Source organism: Candidatus Filomicrobium marinum (assembly GCF_000981545.1).
GTDB classification, from domain to species: Bacteria; Pseudomonadota; Alphaproteobacteria; order Rhizobiales; family Hyphomicrobiaceae; genus Filomicrobium; species Filomicrobium insigne.
Genome location: NZ_LN829119.1, coordinates 3,038,538 through 3,056,815, shown reverse-complemented (window position 1 = coordinate 3,056,815; position 18,278 = coordinate 3,038,538). Strand labels below are relative to the sequence as shown.

The 18,278-nt window shown below is 57.8% G+C and carries 15 protein-coding genes; 4 read left to right on the top strand and 11 right to left on the bottom strand.

All coding sequences use genetic code 11. From position 1 onward, the window contains the following. Positions 1-124: 124 nt before the first annotated feature. Positions 125-826: a DUF6639 family protein gene (locus YBN1229_RS14330; RefSeq protein ID WP_046478582.1), complete on the top strand. Its 702-nt coding sequence runs from the start codon at positions 125-127 to the stop codon at positions 824-826. Positions 827-880: 54 nt separating this feature from the next. Here the strand turns inward: YBN1229_RS14330 and YBN1229_RS14325 are convergent, their stop codons facing one another. Beyond that, positions 881-1,660, bottom strand: a complete 780-nt coding sequence (locus YBN1229_RS14325) for a hypothetical protein (RefSeq protein ID WP_244464920.1) — start codon at positions 1,658-1,660, stop codon at positions 881-883. Between the two features lie 61 nt (positions 1,661-1,721). Here YBN1229_RS14325 and mazG point away from each other — a divergent pair, with 61 nt between their 5' ends. After that, a complete protein-coding gene (mazG, locus tag YBN1229_RS14320) occupies positions 1,722-2,603 on the top strand; it encodes a nucleoside triphosphate pyrophosphohydrolase (RefSeq protein WP_280136711.1) in 882 nt (293 codons plus the stop codon). A 15-nt stretch (positions 2,604-2,618) separates the two neighbouring features. Here mazG and YBN1229_RS14315 read toward each other — a convergent pair whose 3' ends face one another. The 10 genes from YBN1229_RS14315 to dusB form a co-directional block, all read right to left on the bottom strand. Then, positions 2,619-3,857, bottom strand: coding sequence for an FAD-dependent oxidoreductase (locus YBN1229_RS14315; RefSeq protein ID WP_046478583.1), 1,239 nt, complete (start codon positions 3,855-3,857; stop codon positions 2,619-2,621). A gap of 39 nt (positions 3,858-3,896) precedes the next feature. Continuing rightward, on the bottom strand, positions 3,897-5,297 hold the full coding sequence (hflX, locus tag YBN1229_RS14310) for a GTPase HflX (RefSeq protein WP_082101151.1): 1,401 nt from the start codon (positions 5,295-5,297) through the stop codon (positions 3,897-3,899). A 39-nt stretch (positions 5,298-5,336) separates the two neighbouring features. Continuing rightward, a complete protein-coding gene (gene hfq / locus YBN1229_RS14305) occupies positions 5,337-5,591 on the bottom strand; it encodes an RNA chaperone Hfq (protein WP_046478584.1) in 255 nt (84 codons plus the stop codon). A 143-nt stretch (positions 5,592-5,734) separates the two neighbouring features. Next, a complete protein-coding gene (locus YBN1229_RS14300) occupies positions 5,735-6,640 on the bottom strand; it encodes a D-amino-acid transaminase (protein WP_046478585.1) in 906 nt (301 codons plus the stop codon). Positions 6,641-6,701: 61 nt separating this feature from the next. Next, entirely contained in the window at positions 6,702-8,078 is a 1,377-nt protein-coding gene (trkA, locus tag YBN1229_RS14295; protein ID WP_046478586.1) for a Trk system potassium transporter TrkA, read from the bottom strand. A 131-nt stretch (positions 8,079-8,209) separates the two neighbouring features. Further along, complete coding sequence (locus tag YBN1229_RS14290) at positions 8,210-9,607, bottom strand: sigma-54-dependent transcriptional regulator (RefSeq protein ID WP_046478587.1); 1,398 nt, start codon at positions 9,605-9,607, stop codon at positions 8,210-8,212. 38 nt (positions 9,608-9,645) lie between these two features. Continuing rightward, positions 9,646-12,033: a sensor histidine kinase NtrY-like gene (locus tag YBN1229_RS14285; RefSeq protein ID WP_052743960.1), complete on the bottom strand. Its 2,388-nt coding sequence runs from the start codon at positions 12,031-12,033 to the stop codon at positions 9,646-9,648. Between the two features lie 237 nt (positions 12,034-12,270). After that, on the bottom strand, positions 12,271-13,713 hold the full coding sequence (ntrC, locus tag YBN1229_RS14280) for a nitrogen regulation protein NR(I) (RefSeq protein WP_046478588.1): 1,443 nt from the start codon (positions 13,711-13,713) through the stop codon (positions 12,271-12,273). A gap of 20 nt (positions 13,714-13,733) precedes the next feature. Further along, entirely contained in the window at positions 13,734-15,149 is a 1,416-nt protein-coding gene (locus YBN1229_RS14275; protein ID WP_082101150.1) for a two-component system sensor histidine kinase NtrB, read from the bottom strand. Next, positions 15,146-16,156 (bottom strand): tRNA dihydrouridine synthase DusB, encoded by a 1,011-nt coding sequence (gene dusB, locus YBN1229_RS14270; RefSeq protein WP_082101149.1) that lies wholly within the window; start codon positions 16,154-16,156, stop codon positions 15,146-15,148. Before dusB ends, YBN1229_RS14275 begins: the two co-directional genes overlap by 4 nt. An 87-nt stretch (positions 16,157-16,243) precedes the next feature. Here dusB and YBN1229_RS14265 point away from each other — a divergent pair, with 87 nt between their 5' ends. Beyond that, positions 16,244-17,512: a bifunctional 2-C-methyl-D-erythritol 4-phosphate cytidylyltransferase/2-C-methyl-D-erythritol 2,4-cyclodiphosphate synthase gene (locus YBN1229_RS14265; protein ID WP_082101148.1), complete on the top strand. Its 1,269-nt coding sequence runs from the start codon at positions 16,244-16,246 to the stop codon at positions 17,510-17,512. A 187-nt stretch (positions 17,513-17,699) separates the two neighbouring features. Beyond that, the gene (locus YBN1229_RS14260) at positions 17,700-18,188 is read left to right on the top strand and encodes a MarR family winged helix-turn-helix transcriptional regulator (protein WP_046478591.1); all 489 of its coding nucleotides are present in this window, start codon (positions 17,700-17,702) and stop codon (positions 18,186-18,188) included. Positions 18,189-18,278 lie beyond the last annotated feature (90 nt).

Here is an 18,278-nt window from a genome sequence, read left to right as displayed (position 1 = left end):
GATGGCCGGAGATTGTCCGGAACGTTGATTAACCTTTCTGCGCTTTATCTTGAGCGAGATCATAGGGAAGTGGCCCGCCGGCGGCTAAGTGTCACGAAGACGAGCTGATACGGGAGGCTCGCACGTGGCACGAAATCGGCGTTATGTCCTGGGCTTTACGGTTCTTCTGCTTGCGAGCGTGGCTCATGCGCTCGGCGTGCGTGCGCTCGCCCTCGACTGTCCAGGGATTCCGATTGAGGTCTCTGGCAGTTCTGACGTTGAGGGTAGAGCGGTATGTGCGTCTGCCAAGCGTGCGAACGCATTTTTCGAATATTGCGGACTGCCGCAGAAGCGCAAGCTTCGTGTCGAGATCTTAAGTGAGGTCATTCAGCCGTTTGGGTTGCCGGTTATCGCCCTGTTCGATGCCAAACGATGGCGCATCCAGATTTCGACGTTTGAGGCGATGCGGACAATCCTTCTACCTGGCTCTGCATATCGCCGGCTTCCTCTCCGCGATGTATACGACAGCCTTGTTGTTCACGAAGTTGCGCATGCGGTTTTCCGCGAGCACATCGGGCATCGGAATCTTCCGATCGCAGCGCATGAGTATGTGGCCTATGCGGTCCAGATAAACTCGATGCCAACAAAGACTCGTGATCTGTTCCTGTCGACCTTTCAAAGGCCTACATCGCTTGATGTTGAGATGTTCAACGACATCTACCTAGCGATGGCGCCATTGCGCTTCGGAGCAAACGCGCACCGACATCTCTTTCGACATGGGCAGTCTTGCGAGATGCTCAGCAAGATAGTTGCAGGGCGTGTTGTGTTTTCACAGGAACTCGAATGATTGTGCCACTGTGATGACCAATTCAGCTCTCGATGAGAGCGTGAGGTTGTTTCTTCAGGGCGAGGCGTCTTCAAGCCAACGAACGGCCTCGGCGATGAGGACAGCGTAGATCGCGATGACGAATCCGCTCAGGACATTCACGCTGACGAGCGTTCCAGCAAGTTGCGCAGCTTCGGGGCTCATGAAGCCTGAGAGTGCCAGCACGATCATGGCATCGAACTTCTGCTTGAGGACGAAGAGAACCTCGCTGGCTTGAGAGATGCTCGGTTTGGCGGGAAGGTCGAATACGATCGTCATGCCGATATCGGCAAAGCTCTTAGTGGGAAGGAAGGAGAGGGCAAACGAGAAGAGGAGCCCGAGAGGGGCTGCCAAACGGAAATAGCCCCAGCGGGAAGGTTGTGCATTGAGCGAGATCGACAGGCGTCGCAATAGACTCGATCCAGCAAAGATGGAAACGCCAAAAAAGATCGCGACCCAGAAGAGGCGTTCCGGATCCGTTCCGGAAAACGTAATCAGCGCCATTAGTCCTGCCAACAATGCTTTCACAATGGCATCGATAAAAGCCATCAGTCGCGCGAACAGAGCGTGGCCAGAAAATCCTTTGCCAAAATAGAACGGTAACTCGTGTCTCAGGCGTGCATGTTCCAGCACTAAGCCAAAGGCGAGTGTCAGACCCGCCGTAAGGGCGGCAAAAGTAAGCGGATGATGCAAGCCCAGCCAAGCGGCCGCAGCGACCAAGGCGATTTCGAAGGCCAGTATAGCGACGTTGACGATGAACCTCAGGACGATCATACCGGCCTCATAGCGCAGGTTTTCCGACTTGTGCCCGAACATGCTGCTGACACCCAGCCGCACATCCACAAGGTGTTCTTAGACTAACTTCGTGGGAGCTGTTGTGAATAACGACGATGCCGGAAAGAAGACGATCGGAGATCTGCTCGTGGTGATGGCGGCGTTGCGGACACCCGTAACGGGATGTGCTTGGGATCTCGAGCAGGACTTTGCTTCGATTGCTCCCTACACGCTTGAAGAAGCGTACGAGGTTGCGGATGCGATCGAACGAGGAGACCTCGTAGACCTCAGGGAAGAACTCGGCGACCTCTTGCTTCAGGTTGTCTATCACGCGCGTATGGCTGAGGAAGCTGGTGCATTTGATTTTCATGATGTGACGGACGGCATCACTCGCAAGATGCTGCGGCGACATCCCCATGTGTTCGGAACTCCTGCCGAGCGAGCCGTGGGCCTGCAGAAGGGTGCATGGGATCGGATCAAGGCTGCAGAGAAGGTGGAGAAGGCCGCAGCAAAGGGAGATGACGCTAATGGCGAGACGGGTGGTCTTTTGGCCGATGTTCCCTTGCCGCTACCGGCTCTTCTGCGTGCGGTGAAGTTGCAGAGCAAAGCTGCGAAGGTGGGCTTTGACTGGCCGAGCCTTAAGCCGGTGTTCGATAAGATGCGTGAGGAACTCGCTGAGCTCGAAGAAGTGGCGTTGCCACACGATCCTCGAGGGGAGGGAGAAGCTTCACAAGAGCAATTGCCCGAACGTGTTCGCGAAGAATTCGGGGACTTGCTTTTTGTCATGGCGAATGTCGCGCGGCATTTGAATGTCGATCCGGAGGATGCGCTTCGCGCAGCGAACGAGAAATTCAGCCGACGGTTTAGGTATATCGAACAGAGACTAGCGGAGCGCGGGAAGAGCCCATCCAGTAGTGATCTCATCGAGATGGATGCACTTTGGGATGAGGCTAAGGACCAGGAGCGCAAACCGACTACTGGATGAGAGATGAGGCTGAGGTTAGGCCAGCGCTCCTCTGGGCTTGAGCACTTCAGCGCTTATGTGTTCAGGACGGACACCCAATCCGATGAGACGGCCTGCTAGACGCCGCAGAAGCGGTGTTGAGGAAATGAGCCGCAGAGGGAGCGGCGGATATTCGGATAGTTCACCTGCAAGCAACGGCGTCAGGAGCCTGTTATGAGCAGCGGCTTGTAGGGTTTGAGTTACCTTCGTCGGCCACATGCGACGCTTTTGGACCGCAGCCAAATTCTCGCTGTGGACGTTCCGCCGGCTAAGCCGATCGAACAGAATGTTTGCCGTAGCCACTGCGTCCTGGACCGCGAGGTTGATCCCCACGCCACCAATGGGCGACATCGCGTGAGCCGCGTCTCCTATGCAGAGCAGCCCTTTCGTCCACCAGGTTTCGAGGCGATCGAGGCGCACATTGAGAAGCTTCACATCGTTCCAGTCGGCAAGTCCGTCGATTCGGTCAGCTGCAAAGGGTAAGAGCTCGCGTAAGCTCGCGTGGAACTCGTGCAGTCCTTTGCTTTTGAGTTCGTCGAAGCTGCCCTTCGCGATGATATATGCGCATTGCCAATAGTCTCCGCGGTCGAGCAGTACGGCCATGTGGGGGGGGGCAAACTTCGCCATAGTCTGGGAAGGATCACTCGTGTGACGGGGAACGCGAAACCATAGAACGTCTATGGGAGCGCCAAGGTCTCGAACGTTCAATCCTGCGCTTTCGCGAAGAAGGGAGCCGCGTCCGTCCGCGGCGATCACCAGATCGGCATGGAACGTTTGGTCCCCGTTAGGAGTGCGTGCTCGCACGCCTACGATATTATCTCCCTCGCGAATGAGACTTATCGCTTCCGTTTGCATATGAAGTTCGAAGCCAGGATAGCGATGCCCCTTCTCAGCGAGGAAATTCAGAAAATCCCATTGCGGCATGAGAGCGATATAAGGGCAGGCAACGGGGAGCTTTGAAAAATCAGCGACGGGCAAAAATTGGTCGGCGTAGTCCGCTCCGATCTCGGATACCTTTTGATGAGGAAGTGCCAGGAATTCTTCTAGCCAGCCAAGTTCTTTGATCACTTGCAGTGTCGAGGGATGAATTGTGTCTCCGCGAAAGTCGCGGAGAAAGTCGCTATGCTTTTCCATCACAATGACGTCGAGCCCAGCGCGCGCAAGCACGACCCCAAGGACCATCCCGGCGGGACCACCACCAACAATGCAGCAATGGGCTTGTCGTGAATCGGCCATGGAATGCCTCTGTTGGCTCCAGGTTTACGATTAGTTCGCCTACTGAACGCGCAATCTCAAATGCTGTAATTGCGCCAAGAGCCGGCCGCGCTTTTCCGCGGCAATCCTCAAACGTAGAGTCGTTTCACCGTTGTCGTCGACGGTGCGTTCAAGGATCTCGCTGTTGTCATGCAGCCAGCTCAGCAGTTTTCCTTCGCGGGCAGGCACGACGAGTGTCAGATAGGTATCGTCGGCCCCGAGGCGCGTATCGATGGCGGCGAGTAAATCCTCAATGCCTTCACCAGTTTGCGCGGAAACAAGGGCAGGTCGGTTTTCCTGGCGCTGGGCCGTTGCTTCGGTTACGCCGCGCACATCAGATGGTAGGAGATCGATCTTGTTCCAGACCTCAAGAATAGGCCGGTCGGTTGGCGTGAGATCAATGTCGAGATCGGCAAGAACGCGTTCTACGTCTTGACGCTGGAGTTCGCTTTCCGCGTGGCTAATGTCGCGCACGTGCAGGATGAGATCCGCTTCGATGACTTCTTCCAGCGTAGCACGGAATGCGGCGACGAGACTTGTAGGTAGATCGGAAATGAAGCCGACCGTATCCGACAAAATGATCTGCCGTCCGCTTGCCAACCGAACTTCGCGCATTGTCGGATCGAGCGTCGCGAAGACCTGATCCTTGGCCAACACGGATGCGCCGGTGATCCGATTGAAAAGGGTCGATTTGCCTGCGTTCGTATAACCAACGATCGCAACAATCGGATAAGGAACTTTGCGCCGGCCTTTCCGATGAAGGGCACGTGTCTTGACGACTTGGTTCAATTCTCGACGGATGGCGTCGATGCGTGTCTGCAGCATGCGCCGGTCGAGTTCGATCTGGGCTTCACCTGGACCGCCGAGAAAGCTCGCGCCGCCTCCTCCGCCACCACGTTGGCGTTCAAGGTGGGTCCATGCGCGAACGAGCCGGCCCTTCTGGTAGGACAGATGCGCCAGTTCGACCTGAAGGCGGCCTTCTCGGGTTCGCGCACGAGCGCCGAAGATCTCGAGGATGAGGCCGGTTCGGTCGAGGACTTTAATATTCCAAGCGCGTTCGAGATTGCGCTGCTGAACCGGACTGATGGCATGATCGATGACCGCGAGGGTTATTTCCGATTCAGCGATCAGTTCGCGAAGCTCTTCGACCTTGCCCGAGCCGAAGAGCGTAGCCGGGCGTGGGGTCGCGACAGGGACGATCAGGGTTTCCCTGACATCCAGATCAATGGCTTCAGCGAGCCCACGTGCTTCCGTCGCACGTTCTTCCGGTGAGTGTACGGAGTTTTGTGATGTGTCCGTGCGGACAGACACGTCCGTCCCCGTTCTGCGGGTTGGCAGAACGGGGACAAGAACGATGGCGCTCGGGCGATCCGAACCTGTTTTACGCAGCAACAGCGGCGCCTTCGTTGGCGGCGTCGCCATTGGGTCGGCAGGCTTGTATGTGCGATCGTCTATGGGGACCTACCCGGTCGTTGTCTCAGTGGATTCTACATCCATCAAATGTACTGGCTGGCCCGGCATGATGGTTGAAATAGCGTGTTTGTAGACAAGCTGGGAATGACCATCGCGGCGCAACAACACGCAAAAATTGTCGAACCAAGTGACGATGCCTTGTAGCTTTACGCCGTTGATAAGGAAAATTGTCAATGGAGTTTTGTTCTTACGTACGTAATTCAGGAATGTGTCCTGAAGGCTTTGGACTCGCTCTGCCGGCATAGTTTTTCTTTCCGCCTTTTCTCGTCTTTTGGATCGGGCTGAAAAAAGCGCCCGTCGTGACGTGCTTGTGCACGGAGCTACTGTACCTCAGGTATTTGATAAATTCAGCAGCGACCTCGCATGTTCTTGCTCGTTGAGTGAACTTAGGGCGCGAATGCCTGGTTTTCGAGCTTTGAGGGAACATAACCGACCGGAGAATGCTCAGCTACACGGGCAAAACTTCGGCGCAGTTGTCGGCACAAGGGACCGGGTGTCCCCGATGAGATCCTTTGTCCATCGATCATAATGACGGGCATTACGGTATTGGTCGCTGATGTTATGAAAGCCTCGGCAGCATCCAACGCTTCGGCGACGGTGAAGGGGCTCTCTTCGACAACGAGGCCAAGTGAGGCTGCCGTATCCATTACGGTTCGACGCGTGATGCCGGGCAGGATGGTGTTGTCCAGCGGGCGCGTTAGTAATCGGCCGCTACGGTCGACGATCCATGCGTTACTTGAAGCGCCTTCGGTGATGAGACCTTCTGCATCAACGAACCAAGCCTCACTCGCTGATTGTGCATGGGCTTGTTGCTTTGCCAGACAGGCCGGGAGCAACATAACTGTTTTGATGTCGCAACGCTTCCAGCGCGTTTCGGGCATGGTGATAATGTGAATGCCTGTTTCCGCTCGTTGATCGACTTGAGCTGGGATCGTTGCACGCGCCAGACAGACGAGCGTTGGGGGGACCGGGGGATCCGGGAAAAGAAAGTCGCGAGGGCTTTCTCCGCGGCTCACCTGCAAATAGACCAAGCCATTGCGCACGCGATTGCGGCGTATGGTTTGCCCCATAACATGGCGCAGGGCGGGTTCACTCATTGGTGGGGAGATGGAGAGTTCAGATAGCGAGCGCCACAATCGGGTCAAATGTCGAGTTGCATCAACTAAGGAGTTATCGCTGACTTCGATGACTTCATAAACAGCATCGGCAAGCTGGAAACCTCGATCTTCGACGTGAACCTTGGCGTCGTGGTAGGGCAGGTAGCGGCCGTTGACGTAGATGACACGGGTCATTGCAGCACTCAACTTTACGCATTCGCGCGGACCTTATAGCCGCTCGAGCGGGTTCTCAGTCTCAGAAGTAGTCGGGGCTGACACGGAACATCTGTTCGACTTCGCGAACATAGTCGGCGCCGGCAAACAGTACGACCCGATCTTTGACCTCCAATTCGAGTGCGCCGTTTGGTTTTATGACCTCACCATCGCGCAAAACGGCACCAATACGCACACCCTCCGATATCGGAGCATCTCGCAGCGGATGATGCAAGATGGGAGCCGTTTCGAGGACTTCGGCTTCGATGATTTCGCCTGTCCCGTTATGGATGGAATGAACACCGCGGATGCGTCCCCGACGCACGTACTGGAGAATGCGGCTTACCGTAGTCGCACGGGGATCAATCTGCGCGTCGATGCCGAGACTGCGGATCATGCCTGAATAGTCGGCACTGTTGACCAAGCAAAGGCTTGATTTGCATCCGAGCTGCTTTGCCAACGCCGAAGTAAGCAGATTGATCTGATCGTCATTTGTCACGGCGACGAGCGTGTCGGCGGATGTGATGTCGGCTTCTCGCAGCATGTCTTCACTCAAGGAGGAGCCATGAAGGACGACAGCACGGTCGAGTTGTTCGGCGATCTCGAAAGCGCGCTCACGTTGTTTTTCGATGACTTTGACGCGAAGGTTGGGATCGCGCGTTTCTATTGAGTGGGCAAGGTAGAAACCAATGTTGCCACCTCCTGCGATAACGACACGTCGGGCTTGACGTTCCTCGTGCCCAAATATCTTGAGGATGCGGGCAATCTGTTCGGTTGGGGCGATTAGGTAGACCTCATCGCCTTCCTCAATCTGGTCTTGCCCACGCGGTGTAAAGAGTTTGCCGTCGCGTGCGAGAGCGACTGTGATGGCGGGCAGGTCGGGGAAGAGTTCCGTCAGCTGCTTCAGCGGAGTATCTACGACAGGGCAGTCGGGGCCGCAGAAGATGCCGGCCATTGTCACTTTACCGTCGGCAAACGTTGCCGTTTCAAACGCACCGGGCAGCTCAAGGCGGCGGAGGATCGTATTGCCGACCTCGATCTCAGGCGAAATGATGTGGTCGATGCCCATGGATTCTCGGGCGAACAGGCGAGACCATTGCTTCTCGAGATACGTCTGCGCGCGTACACGAGCGATCTTGGTCGGGATGTCGAAAAGAGTGTGCGCGACTTGGCAGGCGACCATGTTGACTTCGTCATGCAGGGTGACGGCGATCAGCATGTCCGCGTCATTGGCACCAGCGCGCTCCAGGACATCGGGGTGCGCGGCATTGCCGGCGATGGCACTTACCTCGAGCGCTTCGTTGGCGCGCTCAACGAGTTTCGGGCTGGCATCGATGATGGAAACATCGTTACCCTCGACAGATAGCCGCTCGGCGATGCCGGAGCCTACCTGACCTGCTCCGCAGATAATAACTTTCATGGTGCTCCATGGCCGCCCCGAGGGGGGCAGCTCAACCGGCTGTTACCGCGATGCGAATATTCATCGACACGGCGAAGATCAGCCAGATTGAGGCGCTGCGGTCAACTCCTCTTTGCGGCCTGGGTTTCACGTCAGCTGGCGCGCGCTTCACTGCTCCGCTGGTCGGAGGATACGCCCAGCGCGCGCAGTTTGCGGTGTAGAGCGGACCTTTCCATGCCAACAAACTCGGCCGTTCGTGAAATGTTGCCGCCAAACCGGTTAATTTGGGCTAGCAGATATTCACGTTCGAAGATCTCGCGGGCCTCACGCAGCGGCAAAGACATTAGGTGCTCAGCGCCGCCATTAACGGGTAGGGGCACGTTAGAGCCAATTTCTTCCGGCAGCATATCGGAGGTAATCACGGTGTTCGGGTCCCCGCCGGCGAGGATCATGAGACGCTCAATGTTGTTTCTCAGTTCGCGAACGTTCCCGGGCCAGTCATGGGCCTGGAGAACCGCAATGGCGTCTTCACCAATGCGCCGTGGCGCAAGGCCGGAGGCCTGCGCGAGCTGGGCGATAAAATAGTTGATCAGCTCGGGAATGTCGTCGCGGCGCTCGGCGAGACTTGGCACGCGGAGCGGCACGACGCTCAAGCGATGATAAAGGTCTTCACGGAACCGCCCCTCGCGCATTTCGAGGTCGAGATCGCGGCTCGTCGACGAGATAATGCGAACGTCTACGGCAACTTTCTGTGAGCCGCCCAAACGGAGGAATTTCTGTTCCACGAGAACGCGCAGTACCTTGCCCTGGGTTTCCAGCGGCATATCGGCAACTTCATCGATATACAGCGTGCCGCCGTGTGCTTCTTCGAGAGCACCGACCTTGCGTGGGCCGCCGACGCGGTCCTCCGTGCCGAACAGTTCTTCTTCGACGCGTTCGGGTGCCATGGCCGCTGCGTTGAGGACGACGAACGGGCCTTCCGCACGGTGCGACTTCATATGAATGACGCGCGCTGAAAGTTCTTTGCCGGTCCCGGACGCGCCGCGGATCATGATGCGACTGTTGGTGGGCGCGACTTTTTCGAGCTGATTGCGCAGCTGATTTACGGCTACCGATTTGCCGATCATCTCGGCCGACACTGTGGAACGTTCGCGGAGTTCCTTGACCTCGCGGCGAAGCTGATACGCTTCCAGCGCTCGTAAGGTGACGAGGATCAGGCGGTCTGCCTTAAACGGTTTTTCGATGTAGTCGTAGGCACCGCGCTTGATGGCAGTGACCGCGGTTTCAATATTACCATGGCCGGAAATGATCACCACGGGCAGTTCTGGATAAGTGCGCTTGATGATGGAAAGAACTTCGAGGCCATCGAGACGGCTACCTTGTAGCCAAATGTCGAGGATGATCAGTTGTGGACGGCGCTCTTCAATGGAGCGCAGGGCCTCGTCGCTGTCACGTGCAACGCGGGTTGCGTGACCTTCGTCTTCGAGGATTCCAGCAATCAATTCGCGAATGTCGGCTTCATCGTCGACGATCAGAATATCAGCAGGCATCGGTGGCTCCTTAGTGTCGCAGGGGACGTGTTTGCGGTTCAGCCGCTTGTCGTCGCCGGGGATTCTGTTTGATCGGTTGTATTGGGGGATCCGCCGCTTTCGGCGGTTTTATGAGGGCTCTCCTGGAGCGGTAGCGTTATGCGGACGACGGCGCCTGTGGTGTCTTCTCCGGTTACGCATGCGGCATCCTCGAGTGTCAGGGTGCCACCATGCTGTTCAGTGATTTTCTGCACCATAGCGAGGCCGAGTCCCGTGCCTTTGTGGCCCTTCGTCGTGACGTAGGGCTCCAACAGACGCGTGCGGTTCTGGCGTGGCAACCCGGTACCGTTGTCGATCACCTCGATGTGGACGCGATCACTTTCGGGGCGCACGCGCGTCGTTACGCGGCCATGCCAGTCGGCAGGTTTGTCACCTGACTGAGCAGCGGTTTCAATGGCCTCGGTTGCGTTCTTCACGAGGTTGGTGACGGCCTGAGAGATCAGCCTTCGGTCCAGCAAACTAGAGATTGGAGCGCGTGGGATTTCCAGCGGGTACTCGATGTTGGGATGCGCCTCCCGGAACAACAGAACGGCCTCCTGGACGGCATCCCGTACGTCCGTAGGGTTCATTTCGGGTTTAGGCATCCGGGCGAAAGCTGCGAATTCGTCGACCATCCCTTTGATGTGACCGGCTTGACGTTCGATTGTTTCCGTCAGCTTGTTGAAGGTCTCACGGTCACCCTCAATACGTTCTCCGTACTTACGGCGAAGACGCTCGGCCGACAGTTGTATGGGCGTTAGTGGGTTTTTGATCTCATGGGCAATGCGGCGGGCTACATCAGCCCAAGCGCTCGTGCGCTGGGCGACAACGAGTTCGGTTACATCGTCGAACGTGACGACAGAGCCGACGTCCTGGTCTCCGGCCTTTTCATGAGTGATCCTGACTGCATATGTGCGTTCTTCGCCCTCAACGACGGTTGAGATCTGCTCCTGCGGTCGCGCTTTGAGATTAGGTTCGTTGGACTTCTCCAGGACCTGTGCGAGTTCAGGCAAGGCGACGGTGAATGGTTTGCCGACAAGGTCATCTTGTTCGACACCAAGGAGTTCGCAGGCGGAGCGCGAAACCAGGGTAATGCGGTCTTGGCTGTCCAGGCCGATGACGCCGGCGGATACGCCTGAAAGAACGGCCTCCATAAAGCGGCGGCGGATTTCGAGTTGTTCGTTGGCCGTGACAAGCGCGTCGCGTTGATGTTTGAGTTCGCGCGTCATGGTGTTGAAGGTTTGAGACAGACGCCGCAGATCCCCTTCGCCGCGCTTTTCAGGCAGAGCGACTTGTAGGTTCCCCGTTGAGACTTCCTGGGCCGCTGCAATCAAACGTCGGATGGGCGCGACGAAGCGTCCGGCGAACCACATGCCCGCCCAGATAGCAGCAAGCAGCGCTGTCATGGAGATCGTCAAGTACATCAAACCGTGCGCCCATTTGAGGCCGCCGCGGGCGCGACGCAACGCCGTGTATTCGGCGGCATTGCGCTCCGTTTGGTCGAGATGGCGCAGGACGGTCGGGCTGATGCCGCGGCTGACGTAGAGATATTTTCCGGGGAACGCATCGAGCTTTGCTATCGCTGAGATGCGGTGATCGCGCATCGATACGGAGAGTGGAATTTGCCCTGCCTCAGCTTCGTGGATGGCCGCAGGGGTGGGCAATGTGAATGGTAGTTTCTGGTCTTCCAGCGCTGTCAGTTCGCGTTTTCCGGCATTGTCGATGAGGAATGCTGACGGCAGGTCTCGCAGGGCGGCCTGGGACAGGATGACTTCTTTCAGCCTTTTTGGATCCTTCGAGACTTCATCAGCTGCCGCGTTGACGTCGCGGGTCATGTTGACGATGTCGGTGCGAATGACCTGGCTGTGTTCAGCGACGTACGTGCGGGCGACATCCACTGAGTTGTCGATGATTGCGCGAACGCGGTCCGAGAACCAGTTGTCTAGCGAGCGGGCGAAACTCACAGTCGCCGCGATGGCGAGAAGGATCGCAGGCAACGCGGCGATCAGAGAGAACAGTCCGACGATCCGGATGTGCAGGCGGGCTCCTGCCACCTTTTCGCGCCATGCCCGCACGAGCCCGCTGATTTGCGAGGCTACGATGATGATCATCGCAATGATCAGACTGACGTTCAGAAATAGCGCGCCAACGACAACCTCAGGGCGCGGTACAATGGGTGTGAGGCCGGTCAGGATAAGAAAGGTCAGAAGCGCGGATATCAGCGATAGGACAACCGTGACCAAGCCGACTCTGACCATCAGCTTACCAGGGTCGAGACCGGGTTGTTCATCGTCACCGACCTGGTTCAGGATTGTGCGGAGCCGCATCGCAACAAGCTGGGTGTGCTTGTTGAGCCATGCAGCAGCACTATGCGTACGGGTCCTGAGCGTTTCAACAATTGAGGGCATTACGTCTCGTTTCCCGCACGGATTAGCTCCGGGCGTCCTGGATTCCACATACGGCGCGATCAATTCTGCCGACTGGTACGCAACACTGGCGCGTGTCAGTCACAAGTAGGTCTAAAACTGTGACATTCTCGCGACGGAAGCGAGCCTAAAAGCAGTATCCACGCAACAAGTGTGGCAGGAAACGGGCGATGAGCGGCAAAAAATATTGTTACCTCGGGCTGTTTTCCTCAGACAAGATCAAGGCTGAGGAGAACGGAAGACCTTGATATCAAGCATTTTTATGCGGGCCCTCAGCGTGTTCCGGTTAAGTCCTAAGAGTTCGGCTGCACGGATCTGATTGCCACGGGTTGCGGCGAGGGCGGCGGAGAGCAGTGGGCGTTCGACCTCGCGGATCACGCGGTCATAGAGGCCTGCGGGTGGCAAGTCGCCTCCAAAGCCCGAAAAATAACCCTGCAGATATCGCTCGGTTAGTTCGCCCAGGCTCGCCGGGTCATCGACGTCCCCCGTCGACTGCGGCAGTACTGTTGCAAGCTCCTGATCAATAACTTCAGCGGACAACGTGTCCTGCGTGTAAAGAGCGACAAGGCGTCGGACGAAGTTTTCGAGTTCGCGAACGTTGCCGGGCCAGGGATGGAGCCGCAGGCGCTCGATGGCTGCGCTTTCGATGGCGCGTTGGCCAAGTCCCTCCCGCGCCGCTTGGCGGAGGAAGTGGCGGACAAGGTCGCCGATATCTTCGACGCGCTCGCGCAGTGGCGGCAGCCGTAAGGGTACAACATTGAGCCGATAGTAGAGGTCTTCGCGGAAGAGACCCTGTTGGATCTGGGTGCGCAGCTCGCGGTGTGTGGCGGCGACAATGCGAACGTTGGTGCGGATAGGTGTGCGGCCGCCGACTGTCGTGTACTCGCCTTGCTGGAGCACGCGGAGAAGACGGGTCTGAGCTTCGAGCGGCATATCGCCGATCTCGTCGAGGAAGAGCGTTCCCCCTTCAGCCTGTTCAAAGCGGCCTTGCGTGCGCACCTGTGCGCCGGTGAAGGCGCCCTTCTCGTGACCGAATAATTCGCTTTCGATCAGTTCGCGTGGAATGGCGGCCATGTTCAACGCGACGAACGGGCCTTGGCGCCGTCGGCCGAAGTCATGGAGGACGCGTGCGACAAGTTCCTTACCTGTCCCGCTCTCGCCGGTGATCATAACGGTGAGGTCGGTCTGCGTGAGACGCGCCAACACACGGTAGATCTCCTGCATCGCCGGCGAGCGGCCGATCAGCGGGAGTTCATCGCCCTCACCCTCGGCTGCTGTGCGTGCTGGCTTGCGCGCCGGTTCATGCAGTGCACGGCCGACGATGGCTACGACTTCGTTGATATCGAAGGGCTTGGGCAAATATTCGAAGGCGCCCTTCTCGGCTGCTGTCAGAGCGGTCATCAGCGTATTCTGGGCGCTCATGACAATTATCGGCAGATCCGGCCGGACTTTCTTAACTCTTGGAATCAAGTCGAAAGCGTTTTCGTCGGGCATCACGACGTCTGTGATGACAACGTCGCCCTCGCCCTGAGATACCCAGCGCCACAGCGTGGCAGCATTGCCAGTGGCGCGCGGTGAATATCCTGCACGAGCGAGGGCCTGATTAAGGACGGTGCGGATCGCCGTGTCGTCGTCTGCGATGAGGATCGTACCTCGAGCCATGCTTTGCCTTTCTCTTGCTGTCAGCCAGGTTTGCCTAATCGCGGCTGGTCGTGGGTGGGCAGCAGAATGCGGAAGATTGTTCGGTTGGGTTCGCTGTCACATTCGATGACGCCGCCGTGGTCACCGATAATCTTGGCGACGAGGGCGAGGCCGAGTCCGGTTCCTTGTGGCTTCGTCGTGACGAAGGGATCGAACAGGTGCGGCCTGAGATATTCGGGAACGCCAGGTCCGTTGTCCTCGATCTGAATCATCAGTGGCAGGGCGACGCGCGTTTCAGTGCCGGGGACCGAGAGGCGGACGCCGGGACGGTAAGCGGTTTGTATCGAGATGCGGCCGTGCTCGCGATCGCGTATGGCTTCGGCGGCGTTTTTGACGAGGTTGAGAAGCGCCTGGATCAGCGTATCGCGTTTGCCTGGTACGGGCGGAAGCGAAGGATCGTAGTCTTCGACGAAGGTGATGCCTTTAGCAAAGCCGTTTTCGGACAGGCGACGTACGTGGTCGAGTACGTCGTGGATGTTGATTGGTTCTTTGACTAGGGGGCGTTCGTCGCCAAACACTTCCATGCGGTCAACGAGTTTCCGGATGCGATCAGTTTCGGCGCAGATGAGCTGGCTGAGTGCGCGGTCGGCGTCAGAGAGGTTTTGTTCCAGGAGCTGTGCCGCACCGCGAATTCCCGACAACGGATTCTTGATTTCGTGGGCCAGTACGGCAGCCATACCCGACACCGAGCGTGCCGCTGCGCGATGTGTGAGCTGGCGTTCAATCATGTGCGCCATGGAACGCTGCTGCAGCATAAGGACGACGGCGTCCGGCACCTCGATGATGGGCCCGCCGTAGACATCGACCAATTTGGGGCCGGAGAAGCGTGGGGTGACAACCTCGACTTCGTATTCGTTCAGAGTCGAGCCGGTCTCGCGCACTTGCTCAGCAAGCGCGATGAGCGGACAGCCAAAGCCGAGCAGATCATCCAGACGTACGCGACGTAGCATTGCTTCCGACGTCGAGAAGAAGGACTCAGCGGCGGAATTTGCGAAGATGAACTGGTTGTCGTGTGCAATGACAAAGATTGGATGTGGCAGCGCTGCCAGCAAGGCTTCCTGGGTCAGCGGATACCGTGCATTTATCTCGGCTGCTGAAGCAAGCTTGTTCGGACCCGGGCGCCGCTTGATGCGATAATCCGGCGCCAGCGTGAAGGCAGGCCGCGAGGGTGGTGGTTCTGCCGAGGGCGTTGAAAGGATCTGTGTTTCGACGGGTTTCAGCGTCGGTGTGATGGGCGTGGACGTCGGCTTTGACGCTTCGGCTTCGGGCTTCACGGTTTTCGCTTTTGGTGCGGTTCCGGCTTTTGGCTTGCCCTGGGCTGCAGCGCTCTTTGCAGGCTTCTTCGTGGGAGCCTTGCGTTTTGATTTGCCGCCGGCGTTGTCGGACTTGTCGATCATGCGGCGACCTCGCCGGCGTGATCATAGAATTCAGCGAGCCCCTTTAAGACGCGAATGGGGTTGTCATCCGTGCACAAGCGCCGTCGCCAGGATTTCAGCTCGCTGGTTAATCGGCCGCTAGTCTCAAGATACCAGCCGATATGCTTGCGGCCATTGCGCAGGCCGAGTGCTTCGCCATAGTGGGCCAGCATCGCGGTTATGTGTTCACAGGCGATGCGTTTTTGTTCGGGCAGTGATGGCGGACCCATATCGCGTCCGGCGGCTAAGCTTCGTGCAATACGTCCGGGCTGCCAAGGAGCGCCATATCCTCCACGCCCGATCATGACGCCATCGGCGCCCGAGAGCTCCATGGCGGTTTTCGCGTCGTCCGGCGTCGTAATGTCGCCGTTGACGATGACGGGAATGCTGACGGCGGTTTTGACTTCGGCAACCCTGGCCCAGTTCGCCTTGCCCTTGAAAAACTGGCAGCGGGTGCGGCCGTGGACTGTGACGAGCTGTATTCCGGCACTCTCGGCCTTGCGGGCGAGTTCGGGCGCGTTGATCGTGTCCTGATCCCAGCCCAAACGCATTTTGAGCGTGACGGGGACGTCGACAGCTTCGATGACAGCTTCGATGAGGCCCAGCGCGTGTTCTGGGTTCCGCATCAAGGCGCTGCCTGACAGCTTGCCTGTCACTTCGCGCGCCGGGCAGCCCATGTTGATATCGATAATCTCAGCGCCTAGATCGCAGGCAATTTTCGCGCCCTCGGACATCCAACGGGCTTCGCGTCCGGCCAACTGCACAACGAACGGTGTCAGCTCGGAGCCAGTTGCACGCCGCAGGACGTCAGAGCGCTGTGCGACAAGTTCGGAGCTGGCGACCATCTCGGATACGACCCAGCCTGCCCCTAAACGGTGGGCGAGTTGGCGGAACGGCAGATCCGTCACCCCTGACATTGGCGCGAGGAGTACGGCGTTTTCTGACGTATGTCGGCCGATAGTTAAGGGGCCGGCGGGTATCATGCTCATCCAGATTGGCCTACTTTTTGTGCATGTAATTTTTATGCCTTGGTATTGTGCAGATTAGGGCAGGCAGATTTCTTTCGCAAGTGCGTCATGCACGCTTTTGCCGGGGCAATTGCTGAAATCCCAGTCGGTAGGTATGAAGGCGCGTCTGGGCGCAGCAAAAAGGCTAAGACTTTGAAGGTTGCAGCATTGGTCGTCGCCGCGGGGCGGGGACATCGAGCCGGCGGGACGATCGGATCGCCGAAACAATATGCCTTGGTCGGCGGTGTTCCTGTTCTTCGGCGCTCTATTGATACGTTCGACGCTCATCCCCGAATCGATCTGCTCGCCGTCGTGATTCATCCTGACGATCAGGAGTTGTATCTCGGCGCTACTCGGGATTGCTCGATGAAGTTGCGCGCTCCCATCGTCGGTGGCGACACACGTCAGCAATCTGTTCTTGCCGGGCTTGAAACCCTGGCCGGGGAACACCCCGACGTCGTGCTGATCCATGATGCCGCTAGACCGTTCGCCGATGCCAAGATCATTGATAGGGTTATCTCCGCGCTCGAAGCAGGAGCGAGGGGAGCGATTGCGGCGAGCGCTTTGGCTGATACGCTCAAGCGCGTCGATGACAGAGGGCGCATAGGTGCCACTATTCCCCGCGAGGAGTTGTGGTGCGCACAGACTCCGCAGGGCTTCACCTTCGCTGAAATATTAGACGTCCATCGAAAGGCCGCGGCTTCGGGTGAAAACCGCTTTACCGACGATGCGTCCATTGCTGAGTGGGCGGGCCTGGATGTCGTTGTAGTTGAGGGTTCCAGCGCAAATCGAAAGCTGACAACGGCGGAGGATCTCATTCTGGCTGATCGACTTCTATCATCGAGAGATCGTGACCTTGTCCCGCACGTTGGAACGGGCTTCGACGTTCATCGCTTCGGCGACGGTGACCATGTTTGGCTGTGTGGGGTGCGCATTGAACATAGCCACAGTCTTGTTGGCCACTCGGACGCCGACGTTGGACTTCATGCTCTCACAGATGCGCTCCTTGGAGCCCTGGGTGATGGTGATATCGGCGCGCATTTCCCGCCAAGTGACATCCAGTGGAAAGGGGCGCGATCAAATATCTTTCTTGAGGATGCGGCGCGTCGGGCGCGTGAACGCGGGGGCCGTATCAGTAACGTTGACGTCACGTTGCTGGCAGAAACACCTAAGATCGGTCCGCATCGAGATGCGATGCGTGCGGCGATCGCTGCGATCCTCGAAATCGATATTCGGAATGTCGGCGTGAAGGCAACGACGATGGAGGGGCTTGGCTTTGTCGGTCGGGGCGAAGGTCTCGCGGCAATGGCAAGCGCCACGGTTCTGTTGCCGTATTAGGGGGCTGGATGGCGGAGTGGCGTTGCCGGTTCGCCTCACTTCAGCATCCCATTGATTGATTTGCGCTTCGCAGAGTTGCCGCCCCCTACGATTTAGGTTCGATTGTGACGGGGTTTTGATTGCCCTGTGGAGAGAATCGCGCCATTAGGGGTTGTATGAACACAATCCGGCTTTTTGGGGGGCCCAGATGAATATGATGGCCGAAACCGTCGATCGTCCTGTCATGCAGGAGCCATCGATTAAGGAAATCGCCGATAGCACAGCTACGTCGTGTCTCGCAACGCGCGTGCGTCAGCTTTCGCGCATCGTGACGCGCGTCTATGACGATGCGATGCGGCCTTTGGGCATTACGGCGAGCCAATACACGTTGCTGGCGCAGTTGGCTGCACGCGATGGTATCACGGCCGTGGAGATCGGCCACGAACTCGACATCGAGAAATCAACACTGTCGCGCAACCTGAAGCGGCTACTGGCGCTGGGCCATATCGTTATGGATCCTCCGGCTGGACGTCGTGGCCGCGGATTGCATCTGACGCCAAAAGGTCAGGCTGTTTTGAGCGACGCCTATCCCATTTGGTCAGATGCTCAGCGACGGGCAACCAAGGCCATGGGCGCTGAGAGCCGCGATATCCTGGATGGGCTTCTGGTTCAGGCCGAACGGCTCGTGGCGGCCTAAGACTTGGTGAATGCTCGTCCGGGTTGGCGAGGTTTGGCAGTTGTGATTGCATAAGACGGCGTGCTTATCTGGCGCGCCGTTTTTTTCGTA

Bases quoted from the DNA above. Each gene is read 5' to 3' on its own strand.
- hfq (WP_046478584.1), bottom strand. From the start codon at position 5,591: ATGCCGGCAGAGCGAGTCCAAAGCCTTCAGGACACATTCCTGAATTAC.
- YBN1229_RS14300 (WP_046478585.1), bottom strand. From the start codon at position 6,640: ATGACCCGTGTCATCTACGTCAACGGCCGCTACCTGCCCTACCACGAC.
- YBN1229_RS14290 (WP_046478587.1), bottom strand. From the start codon at position 9,607: ATGCCTGCTGATATTCTGATCGTCGACGATGAAGCCGACATTCGCGAA.
- YBN1229_RS14285 (WP_052743960.1), bottom strand. From the start codon at position 12,033: ATGCCCTCAATTGTTGAAACGCTCAGGACCCGTACGCATAGTGCTGCT.
- YBN1229_RS14275 (WP_082101150.1), bottom strand. From the start codon at position 15,149: ATGATCGACAAGTCCGACAACGCCGGCGGCAAATCAAAACGCAAGGCT.
- YBN1229_RS14260 (WP_046478591.1), top strand. From the start codon at position 17,700: ATGAATATGATGGCCGAAACCGTCGATCGTCCTGTCATGCAGGAGCCA.
- dusB (WP_082101149.1), bottom strand. From the start codon at position 16,156: ATGAGCATGATACCCGCCGGCCCCTTAACTATCGGCCGACATACGTCA.
- ntrC (WP_046478588.1), bottom strand. From the start codon at position 13,713: ATGGCTCGAGGTACGATCCTCATCGCAGACGACGACACGGCGATCCGC.
- YBN1229_RS14265 (WP_082101148.1), top strand. From the start codon at position 16,244: ATGCACGCTTTTGCCGGGGCAATTGCTGAAATCCCAGTCGGTAGGTAT.
- YBN1229_RS14315 (WP_046478583.1), bottom strand. From the start codon at position 3,857: ATGGCCGATTCACGACAAGCCCATTGCTGCATTGTTGGTGGTGGTCCC.
- trkA (WP_046478586.1), bottom strand. From the start codon at position 8,078: ATGAAAGTTATTATCTGCGGAGCAGGTCAGGTAGGCTCCGGCATCGCC.
- hflX (WP_082101151.1), bottom strand. From the start codon at position 5,297: ATGGCGACGCCGCCAACGAAGGCGCCGCTGTTGCTGCGTAAAACAGGT.
- YBN1229_RS14325 (WP_244464920.1), bottom strand. From the start codon at position 1,660: ATGTTCGGGCACAAGTCGGAAAACCTGCGCTATGAGGCCGGTATGATC.